Origin of the sequence: Paenibacillus sp. EPM92, from assembly GCF_016586185.1 — a bacterium.
In the GTDB taxonomy this organism is placed as follows: domain Bacteria; phylum Bacillota; class Bacilli; order Paenibacillales; family NBRC-103111; genus Paenibacillus_G; species Paenibacillus_G validus.
In genome coordinates, this window is the sequence record NZ_BCPS01000061.1 from 1 (window position 1) to 10,812 (window position 10,812).

Genomic DNA, 10,812 nt, shown 5'->3' on the forward strand with positions numbered 1-10,812 from the left:
AAAGCCTCGGGTACAAATCACGGTTTAAGTTGCTTGAAGAGTCCCGAAATATGAGGCAGACTTCGATCGTCTAGCTAACTATTTGGTGGAACGCGGGATCGAGTTTCAGTCGAATAGTGAAGGGCCAATCATCCTGATCGGCTTCTGCACAGCGCTGATGCAGCTATTGAACTTATATCCGCATGAGATTTATCATCATTTCAAAAGAAATTTAAAACGTGGTATCTTGTAACGATAAACCTGTGACAAAGAAAATAGTGGATAAATGAAATCGAGGAGATCCAATATGAGCAAAGTATATTTCGGCAAGTTTGACAGTAGAAGACCGCATCAAATCCAAGAGAAGTATTACGCCGCCGGCGCCAAGGAGAGTACCTGGTACGGAGGGATCGAACCGGGGGATTTCGTGTTTGTGGTGACCAATGCCAACGTAATTGCGTTATGGAAAGTGAGGGAATATGGGCATAAGGTAAATCCTATTAATCCGTCGGATACAGGTGTTGTTTTTTTCGAAGAAATCAAGCGGTTTCCGCATCCTGTACCCGTCGTGCAATTTATTAAAAGTCCATATTTCAATTTGGATCTCAACTTGCTTAATAAAATTAACAAAGCTACTCCAGGTCACGGTTTCTTTCCCATTGAGACAACCTCGGCGTTTCCCATGGAAAACTGGGATCAGCTTTCTTTTACATCGGTTCGTCGTTATTACGTCACACTAAGTTCTCAACTCCCGCCAGTTGCAGAAAACGACATCATGGTTGTAATCGACAATCTCGTAACATCAAGAATAGTCGGGATATTGGAATGGAAGAATGGACAATCCCAACCTTATGCCAGTTTGCAGAAACTGTACGAGGACAAAAATTCCGTCAATGAACGGTATACATTGCTACAGTTGCTTGAATTTGCCGAAGAGGAAGCGCCGATTAAACGTAACTATTTGAAAAGCGTCCTGAATGAATTGGAAAAGCAAGGTTATTTTGTAGTGGATAATCCTATTCGCCTTTATGACAACGTCTTGGTTGGCCGCCGCAAGACACCGATCAGCAAACCGAATATGGAAGTTGGAACTGATGGGAAAACGCCAATCACGCATGCGTTAGAATCTTCGGATGTCGAGGACGCGCCGGAATTGTTTGAACAATACCGTGCGTATGCTGAGTTGCTGGATTTCAACCCCAATTTGATTTTATACGGACCGCCGGGAACAGGGAAGACGTTCGCTACGAAGAACATCATTGAAGCGTTTGAGTATACATTCAGTAAAAGATATATCCCGTTCGTCCAAGTTGAACGGGAAGAACGGGTACGTTTCATCACTTTCCACCAGTCCTACTCGTATGAGGAATTTATTGAGGGTATTCGCCCCCAATTGGAAGAAGACATGAAGCAAGACGAAGCAGGTGGTGAGATTCGGTACCGCGTGGAGCCTGGCGTTCTGAAAAAGATGGTGGAAGAAGCGTCAGCACAAATTATCAAAGCGGAATCTGAGTCCTCCGGTATTTCGGGAGCCGAGTTCATACATTCGGGATCCCGTGTCTGGAAAGTATCGCTCGGCCGCCGCAACAGCGATCACATTTACAACCAATGTAAAGCAGGCAAACAAATAGCGGTCGATTTTCTCGATCACATCGACCTTACAGACAAATCATATGACGAAATTTATTCCTTGCTTGAAAATGAGCGGGATGAAGGGGCTAAAAAGCCTACAATGGACGCCAATACGCTAGATACTCTCATTAACCAAATGGAACGAGGTGATATCGTTTTTGTCTATGATGGACCTCGGACGATTCGGGATATTGGTGTGATAACGGGGGATTATGCTTATATAAAAGGACAGGTGGCACCGCACGTCAGACCGGTTGCATGGTTGAAAGAATTTACGGAGCCCGCGGATATTTACGATATGAACGGCGGAGTAAGTCTTACTCTCAAAACGATTTACGAGCTTCCCCGAATTCACATGTCCGACGTTCAGAAATTGATCGGTATTTCCAACGATATAAATAAAACGGTTAAGACACAGCAGCATCAGCAAAAACCATACTATTTGATCATCGATGAAATCAACCGAGGTAACATCTCTAAAATCTTTGGCGAACTGATAACATTGATTGAAAAGGACAAAAGGCAAACGGTCAGCACGATCTTGCCCTATTCCAAAAAGCCCTTCTCGTTGCCTAGGAACCTGTATATTATCGGTACGATGAATACTTCCGATCGATCGATCGCGATGCTGGATACCGCGCTAAGAAGACGGTTCGTATTCGCGGAAATGGAACCAGATTATGCGGTTTTCGAACAAAATACAGCAAAAGTGGGCTCGGTGGAACTTGCAAGTCTTTTGCGCAGCCTTAACGAAAAAATATCGGAGAAGCTGGATCGAGACCATCGGATCGGCCACGCCTATTTGATGGATGTTTTAACGATCGATGATCTTTTTAAGAGCTGGTATTATAAAATTTTGCCATTAATCGCTGAATACTTCTACAACGATGTCGCTGCTATTCAGTCGGTTGTTGGAACCAAGTTCTTCGAGAAATCCGGAAGCATGCGGTTCTTAAGCACGCAGCCTTCCGATAAAGATACGGTTTCCGACTTCGAGAAGGCCTTGTTGACCATCTATAAAGGAATAGAAGACTGATGCCGAAACTCATCACCGTCTTTGAAGACAGGTATTCGTTGGAACCAATCTCGAATGAACATAGGATGGAATTATCTTCGTTGGAGTCCATTTGGGGAAGGCAAAATATTAGCTTCAGTGTAGATAACCGAGTGCTGCTAAGGAAGTATGTTGGATTTATCGCCACTCCTTCCTTGCAGCTACAGATTCTGCCCAAACTTTATGAAGATGCGGCATCCGCTGAAGACTTCGAAGAAGAAAAACGTTCGTCCGTTCGGATGCTGTTCCGTTTGCTGGCATCTAGCGGGTTCCTTTCAGTCAAAGATATTCCGGATCCTCAACTTATAGCGGCTATGAACGGAGATTTGCTGGAGATTTTCATTCACATTTTCATTAAGAGGTTCTTGGAACTCTTTCAGAAGCAAATTCATCGTCAATATGAAGATTTTGAGGGCAACCTGGCCTTCATTAGAGGAAGGATCCTTTTTCAGCGGCAGTTGCTCAGGAATGGGGGATTTAAGCATAAGCATTATGTTAGTTATCAGGAATTCACGGAAGACAATCTGCTTAACCAAATCATTAAAGCCACAATGATTTCACTTAGAACATTGACGAAAAACGAGGAAAACAAAACTAGTTTGAGCCATGCGCTTTTGCTTTTAGAGGATATCTGTCCCATCCGGCTTACCGAATCGATGTTCCAAAGAGTACGATTCAATCGGTTAAACGAAGACTATCGGCCGGTGTTTGAACTCGCTAAGATGTTTTACCTTAACCGTCAACCTGGGGTCCATGCGGGCGACGAGCGTACCTTTACCTTTTTGATCCCATTGAATCAATTATTTGAGTTCTCGTTATATCAATGGTTGGATAAAGGGTTATCTTCGGATGATTGGGTGGTCCGTTATCAGACGCCACAACGTTACTTGGATGCTGAAAAAGAGGTTTTTCTGCTCAGACCCGATATTACAATCGCATGCAGCCGAGCAGGATCAGACACGCCAATCGAAATGATTGTAGATGCGAAATATAAAAATCCCATTTCTGAAGAGAATACTCGACTTTCGGAGTCGGATGTTTACCAAATGTTGGCCTACGCAGTCCGTTATCAATGCAATCGGTTGTTTCTGGTATACCCAGTTTTCCGTGCGAATAAATATTTCCAGAATCCGCTAGCAACCTATTTGATACATAACGGAAATCAGGAGATCCGGATATCAGCTCTTCATATTGACATTGCTTCCGAAGACCTGGATCAAATACAAAAAGAGTTCATAAAGTTAATATGCCATTTTTTTGAGAGTTAAGAAGGGAGCATGAAATGAAAGTTCCGGAAGAGGCTAGTCCTTATGAGATACGAGAACTAGCCGAGCAACAGTGACCTTTGCTATTATTGATTTCAAAGCACATCCACTATATAATAAATTTGTTCCTTCTATCGCTTCTGTTCCCAACGGAAGCCTAATGAGTGGCCATCCTCTGGCCCAAATCATGTCCTCGCGGGACAGTTAATTGATACCATTTCCTCGAGCCAGGTGCTTTCGGTATCCAATTCCCTTTATGGTGATTAATTACAACACGGGAGTAGTCTGTCCTTGTGTACTATAATTGTTCAAATAATGAACCCGAATGAAGCATGTTTTCTTTGCTTTCTTCGGGTTCTTTTTGTTGTTATTCAATTAGAGTTGAGCACGCGTCGTTCAACAGCTTGGCAGCGTCAACTGGAGGAACATATCGCAAAGTTGTCGACAGCTGCTTATGGCGTAGTTGTCGTTTTATAGCGATAATGTCAATCCCGCTGCTCTGCATCAAGTATGCCGTTGTATGTCGAAAACTATGGGCAGTGACTGTCTTTTGTATACCGGCCTCTAGGCAAAGATTCTTGATGATTCGGTTTAATGCTGCTTTTGTTAGTGGTCGATTGTTTTCAAAGAAAACCTCGGAATGTCCGGAATTCCGCCATTCTTCTACAACCGGATGATGCAAATAACGCTCCAACTCAACAACGAGGGAATCGGGCATATAAACGACTTCGGAGGAGGTTTTCTGCCCTTTGTTAACCAGAATAACCTTGCGCTCAAAATCAATCTGTTCGTACGTTAGCTGTATAATCTCCCTGTTTCGAAGAGCGGTCGTTGACATTAGCAATATGAGGATGTAGAACTTCCGGACAAATGGATCGGCTTTAAGCGCTGCTTGAAATAATCGTTGACATTCACCAATGGAGAGGGAACGATCTATTATTCGGCGTTCATAATACGGATTCGGAAAATTCTTCATGGGGTTTTGTTTAATCATCCCAAGACCGTGAAGTAACGTGAAAAAATGTTTCAGGTAAACAATGTTATTGAAGATAGTATTCTTGCTTGCCTGAAACCTCTTCTTGAGAAACTGGATATAACCGTCAATACATTCAGTATCGATCGGGCGATAAGTCTCGGATTCAGTATCATAATAAAATTTATCGAAATCCAGCTCTCCCTCAAAGTCTAAGCTCAGATATTGTTCAAATTTCATGAATTGGCGACTATAAGCGTAAATTGCAGAATCCTTGAGATGGGTATGTTTTTTCCAGTTGGCATAGTAAGGGGAATCCAATAACAAACGTTTCATTTGTTCTCCAACCTTTCTCTAATTTTTTGAATAATCTCTTGGGCAAATGGGTGTTTGTTAATGGCGTCACGAAGTTGATCATCGAAAAGCCGCAAGTACTTCATCGTGCTGTCGATCGACTCGTGACCTAGAAGTTTTGAGAGGGTGTATATATCGATCCCTGCTTCAAGGCCTTGAACGGCAAAAGAATGACGAAAAGAGTGAGGACCTAAACGATCTTTGTCTTCCTCTTTTATCGACCGAGACTCGCGAATAATACGTTTCATAAATTGCTGAATGGCTCTAGATGTGATGGGTTTATCCCCGGCAGTGCTTGAAAAGATATAGAGCCTTTGATAATCGGAATCTGGCATCACCTCGCGAGCGCGACTGTATTTTTTCTCTATAAAATCTGTGAGCATCATTAAGGCGAGCTCGTTGATTTTTCGGACTTTCTTGGTATTCTCAGCCCCTTTGGGTGTTACCTTGATTGTTTGAGTATCAGGAGTGATATCACCGATCCTTAGATGGCAGAGCTCGTTTATGCGAATTCCACTACCAAGGAAAGTCCAGATAATTGCAGTGTAAAGGCTATCGTGGTTACGAGATTGAGCGATCTGCAAGATTTCCGCGATCTGCACTTTAGTAAAGGCTCTTGGTGCGTCATCGTTTGACCATCGAACGCGTAGTATAGTCTTCAAGTCCCCGAGATCCTGATGACCAAAGAATATTTTGTATGTGGTCTTTATGAAGGTTCGAAGAAAGGAAGACTTCTTGGCTTTTGTATTAGGATCCTCATTAAGCTTAATATAGTCGGACAAGAATTCGCCGTTTGATACCTTTTCAAACTGCGGATCGTCGCCAAACTTTTCCTTCACATGTTGCTGGAAAAGTTTCATCTCTGACCGATACGTTGTTTGCGTGGTCCGGCTAAGTCCAGAAAACTTGCTGCTTTGATAGAAAGCATCAACGGCTTCGAGAAATGAAACGTTCCGCACTGCCGGGGGCATATTAGGTTTTGTCTGTGTCTGGACAGGCAAGGTTTCCATAACTTGCCGCATTTTCTCTGGACCATAAAGACATAACAGCTGATTCAGTTGTTCTTTAAGTTCGGTATACTTTGTATCGTTGATTACTTTAGGCATGGGAACCTCCTCAGTAATTGATTTTGTTTACAGCACTTGTTAATTGATTGGGGCTCCGGTGGACGTAACGTGCAGTATTTTCTGGCCGATCATGCCTTGCCAAGTACATAAGCAATTGTGACGGGCAATCTGTACGTTCTGACAACCTGCTGATGAAAGTGTGCCTCAGTAAATGGGGCCCCCCTGGATATTTCCATCCCGAGACAAAAGAATAAAGTTTGTACTGTGCCCTTAATTTGCGAATAGTTGATTGGCTGTTGTTTCCAAACAGATGGACATCCTGACTTTTGTTGACAACAAGCTTTTGAAAGTAATTCTGTAGCGGATCAGGTAAGGGTAGCATGGCCGATTTCTCGTTTTTTCCGAAGACAGAGATGGTTCTATTCTCGACATTGATATCCTGATAGCGAATGTTAGCAACTTCATGAATTCGCAAACCGAGACAAAGCATCAACCCAAAGGCTGCCAGTTCCAATGTGGGATGATCAGAATAGAGTTGGATATTATGAAAAAAACACTGGAGTTCAGCATCTGTTGGTAACTCGCGATAATAGTATCTCTCGTACGGGATTCCTGTAACATCCATTGTTATGTCTTTAGCAAGCCAGCCCAATTTATAGAGGTTAGCCAGAAGGAATCGGATATCGTAAAAACAATTGCTAACCGTTTGCTTGATATAGAACCCTTTCTTTTCTAAACGGAGTAAATATTGCTTGAATTCGAGTAGATGCTCCTCAGTAACTAATGACAATGGTAATTCATCGCATGAAGTGCTCTGGAACTGAACGTATGTTTTATTCAACCAGTTTAAAAATAGGGCGTAACTGATTTTATATTTACCGTTAACGCTTTTTTCCTTGACTCCTGAACGGTGTAAATCTTTAATATGCGCAGTGATAGCGGGATGATTTATATCTTGAGTCCTCTTTTTTGTAGAAATACCGTTTGTTGATTTCTTTAATTCGAACCCATTAGAGATTAATTTTCGAGCTATTGCTAGAATCATGTCACGTTGAACGAAATTGTAGGAAGAATGCTCAATGAAATTAATAAGTGCATCTTTATTTGCCAATTCTTTGTTTTGAATGGATCTAGCATCAAGCCCATAACGGGTTTTAAAAAAATCAATGAGCTCTAGTGCGTATTCCATCAAAGAAAAGTAGCTGGTGGATTTGATCGACTTTTTATTATCAAGGTAATCCAGTAGCACGGGGGCAAAGATTTTGCCTTGAATCTGGGTTGAAAAGATCCATTCATTTAATGCAAGAGAACCACTTTCTGGTGAACATATCTCGACGTCCTCTTCAGGCCAACGAAATGCATACATGGTATTCAAGAACGTGAGCACCTTCTCCCAACTAAGACTCTTAATATCATGATTGCCAGTTGGGACAGTTTGTAAACATTCTTGCGAAGTAGAGTTCTCATAAGAAGCAATCTCTGCAATAGTTTTCGCATTTTGCTTCCAATGATCTGATCGGAATATATCCATATCTCTAATATCCTGATCGCTATCCATCTGCATCTCTCCCTCAGATTCTGTTAGTTCGACCGTTCAGACCGCAGTTTTTGCTTAGAAAGGAGGTGGGGTCCGGTGACCCTCATCATTGATGTAAAGGTATCATTTGCTTTAACTTCTGTCCCGGTTGCTCCACATTTGGAGCAAAAACACGTTGGATTTTCGGGTTGTGCGAGGATTTCGGTCGAAAGAAACAAGAATCTGCTCCATATATGGAGAGATGATGATGGATGCCTTGATACGGGATTAAGCTGATGGAGTGTAAAGCTTAGGTTGAAGGAAGACCTTCTTCAACTAGCCTTAAAATTCATCCATGGTGAAATAGACGAAATCACTTATATCAGCAGGCATGATCGAGACTGGTATGAGGTGAAAGAACTGGCAGCTACTGACCCAATAACTTTTGGTATTCTGCTACGGAAACTATCCTTGCCTTATCGTCGAAAAGCATTGATACATGCCTTTAGTTTAAGGACAGCGGAGTTAAGAACACTCTTGCTGGGAGATTTTTCGGAATCTTCTTCTACAATTTTCGACTTAACGAACCCTTTGAAATCTAGGAGATTCAGCAATGAGCTACTGGCCCAATTTGGCATCATCCACCGTGTTCCTTTTGATTGGGCTTATAAGGATATGCTTGTTATGGAGCGATGGAACTTTAAAAATTATGATTTTAGCGGGATAGCTTTAACTTGTATGGAAGACCTGATTCCGTTATTGAGAATGGCTGAAGATCGTAATAGAGATGTAAAAGGATATGTCATCCAGACAAACACGGATCAAGAATGTTATATCCGTCTAGAATCACGAACCGATGTGATCGTCGTTGATCTATATCAAAATGACCTATTAAGTTTGGACAAACTCATGTCCGCTCTAAAATCGAAGTCCTTAACATGGTCAGGATTCATTACCCAATCTGTTGTACCTGGGCACCGGTACTGGACATTCATTGGGGCGGATCATGAATCGGCTATTGTTCGAATCATGGAAACGGAGTTCAAGTATATCCAAAACACCATGCGCTTGTGATAGGACAAACCGCAGACGGAATAAGGTGTATTGAGGTGAAAAGTATGGAGCGAATGCCGACAATCAAAATCGTATATGTGCCTCATACTTTATGTAGTGATTCAGTTCAAGTCTCAAACACCTTATCCGCTGCAGAGGCCAAAAATGCCGTTATCGATTACATCCTAAAGCGTTTGATCTTGAAACCGACTGAATAAGCCGGTTTTTTTGTTTCTCCCTTTGTCCATACTGGGAAGTATTAGCAGTAAGAAAGGAGAGTGGTGATACTCCATGTATACGGCCATATATCCACGGGTCTCTACAGGGATGCAAGCATCAGAGGGCACCAGCCTAGATGCGCAAGTAGAATTATGTATTCGGAAAGCCAAGGATTTGGGAATCCCGAAAGCCAATCTGAAAATTTATCGCGAAGAGGGTTTTACGGGTGAGGACATCGACCGTCCGGCGATGAATGAATTGAGACAAGACGTCGCACAGGGAAAGATCGCTCGATTGATTGTTACCCATCCCGATCGATTGACAAGGGACTTAACCGATAAATTAATCCTCTGCCGAGAGCTGGAGCGGAACCAGGTTGAATTGGTGTTCGTGGACACGGAATATCGGAATACGCCGGAAGGGCAGCTGTTTTTCAATCTCATGAGCTCGATTGCTCAATATGAGCTGTCCTTAATCAAGAAGCGGACGGTACGTGGAAGACTTAAAGCGGTGGAAAAAGATAAGAAGATCATGCCCATGCGTGTGGCTCCCTATGGATATGACCTTCATGAAAATACTTTGATTATCAATGAGCAGGAAGCCGAATTTGTCCGGAAGATATACCACTGGTATGTTCATGAGAACTATACGCTTCGTGAAATCGGGGATCGACTCTATTCCTTAGGGGCGGTACCCAAACGGGGGGAAAGCAGGAACTGGAGCGCCAGTTCTATTCGAAGGGTCCTTACTTCAGAGGTATACATCGGCAAATTCTATTACAATCGTAGAGAAACCCGGAAGATTCGCGGGGAGAAAACCAAGAACGGTACACCGAAAAAAACATATTCCTTTCGCGAGGAGAAGGATTGGATCGAGGTTACCGTGCCAAGTATCATTGACCCGAATCTGTTCGAATTAGCCCAGGTGCAGAAAGAGAAAAACATGAAACGGTCAGGGAATGTAAAATATGAGTATTTGTTAAAATCCATGATCCGGTGTGGGCATTGCGGCAGAATGTGGCAAGCAACTACTTATACAGGCCGAGTAAATAAAGAAACGGGAGAAAAGATCCGTTATACCTGCTACAGGTGTCCGAACCTATTCCCGAAGAAGTACGGTGAAGGAGTTGAGAAGTGCCCGACTCAAACGTTACGCGCCGATATGCTGGACCATTACGTCTGGAAGCTGATCTTGGAGACATTGTCGGATCCCGATGATTATATGGAAAGACTGCAAAGCAAATCGAATGAGATTAACCTGGAACTTCAATCCGCCGCGGACCACATCAAACGTCAGCTGGAGCAGAAGGAGAAGGAAAAGGAAAAAATCAAAATCATGTTCAAGCGGGAGGTCATTGATGAGCAGGAGATGCTTACCGAAATGCAAAAGATTAATGCCGGACTAAAGTCGTTGGAGCAAGAGCTTGCCGGGTACGAAAAGCAGTTGTCAGAACAAGCGGAGAAGGAAATATCGGCCAATCGGATTGCCGAGGTCTCCAAGGCTGTCCGAAACTTTATCGAGAGCGCCGGCGACGAGCTTACCCTTGAGGAGAAGCGACATATCCTGGAGACCCTGGTTGATGAAGTTATTATTCGCTACGACGGGAACGAAGTACAGATTACTGCAGTCGGAGCACTAGATGAGTTAAAACGCCAACAATTTATTCAGCATGAGAATGACATCGGTTCGTGTTCACAACC

Annotated in this window: 7 protein-coding genes; 4 read left to right on the forward strand and 3 right to left on the reverse strand. The window is 43.0% G+C overall.

Annotated elements, in window-relative coordinates:
* The first annotated feature begins 286 nt into the window (after positions 1–286).
* Both JMF85_RS12015 and JMF85_RS12020 read left to right on the forward strand, forming a co-directional pair.
* Positions 287–2,647, forward strand: a complete 2,361-nt coding sequence (locus JMF85_RS12015; RefSeq protein WP_201318269.1) for an AAA family ATPase — start codon at positions 287–289, stop codon at positions 2,645–2,647.
* On the forward strand, positions 2,647–3,933 hold the full coding sequence (locus tag JMF85_RS12020) for an McrC family protein (protein ID WP_201318270.1): 1,287 nt from the start codon (positions 2,647–2,649) through the stop codon (positions 3,931–3,933). The genes JMF85_RS12015 and JMF85_RS12020 overlap by 1 nt, the downstream gene beginning before the upstream one ends.
* Positions 3,934–4,297: 364 nt before the next feature.
* Here the strand turns inward: JMF85_RS12020 and JMF85_RS12025 are convergent, their stop codons facing one another.
* The 3 genes from JMF85_RS12025 to JMF85_RS12035 are packed head-to-tail and all read right to left on the reverse strand — an operon-like array spanning position 4,298 to position 7,882.
* Positions 4,298–5,239: a tyrosine-type recombinase/integrase gene (locus JMF85_RS12025; RefSeq protein WP_201318271.1), complete on the reverse strand. Its 942-nt coding sequence runs from the start codon at positions 5,237–5,239 to the stop codon at positions 4,298–4,300.
* On the reverse strand, positions 5,236–6,363 hold the full coding sequence (locus JMF85_RS12030) for a tyrosine-type recombinase/integrase (RefSeq protein ID WP_201318272.1): 1,128 nt from the start codon (positions 6,361–6,363) through the stop codon (positions 5,236–5,238). Before JMF85_RS12030 ends, JMF85_RS12025 begins: the two co-directional genes overlap by 4 nt.
* Positions 6,364–6,373: 10 nt before the next feature.
* Positions 6,374–7,882: a tyrosine-type recombinase/integrase gene (locus JMF85_RS12035; RefSeq protein WP_201318273.1), complete on the reverse strand. Its 1,509-nt coding sequence runs from the start codon at positions 7,880–7,882 to the stop codon at positions 6,374–6,376.
* A gap of 273 nt (positions 7,883–8,155) precedes the next feature.
* On the opposite strand from JMF85_RS12035, the gene JMF85_RS12040 reads away from it, so the two are divergent.
* Together JMF85_RS12040 and JMF85_RS12045 are read left to right on the forward strand one after the other, a co-directional pair.
* Complete coding sequence (locus tag JMF85_RS12040) at positions 8,156–8,914, forward strand: hypothetical protein (protein WP_023554861.1); 759 nt, start codon at positions 8,156–8,158, stop codon at positions 8,912–8,914.
* Between the two features lie 306 nt (positions 8,915–9,220).
* Positions 9,221–10,812 (forward strand): recombinase family protein (locus JMF85_RS12045; RefSeq protein ID WP_236595834.1); only part of this gene is annotated, 1,592 nt, incomplete at its 3' end.

What these genes read in the sequence shown, in the direction of transcription:
- JMF85_RS12015 (WP_201318269.1), top strand. Translation starts at nt 287, where the DNA reads ATGAGCAAAGTATATTTCGGCAAGTTTGACAGTAGAAGACCGCATCAA.
- JMF85_RS12020 (WP_201318270.1), top strand. Translation starts at nt 2,647, where the DNA reads ATGCCGAAACTCATCACCGTCTTTGAAGACAGGTATTCGTTGGAACCA.
- JMF85_RS12025 (WP_201318271.1), bottom strand. Translation starts at nt 5,239, where the DNA reads ATGAAACGTTTGTTATTGGATTCCCCTTACTATGCCAACTGGAAAAAA.
- JMF85_RS12030 (WP_201318272.1), bottom strand. Translation starts at nt 6,363, where the DNA reads ATGCCTAAAGTAATCAACGATACAAAGTATACCGAACTTAAAGAACAA.
- JMF85_RS12035 (WP_201318273.1), bottom strand. Translation starts at nt 7,882, where the DNA reads ATGGATAGCGATCAGGATATTAGAGATATGGATATATTCCGATCAGAT.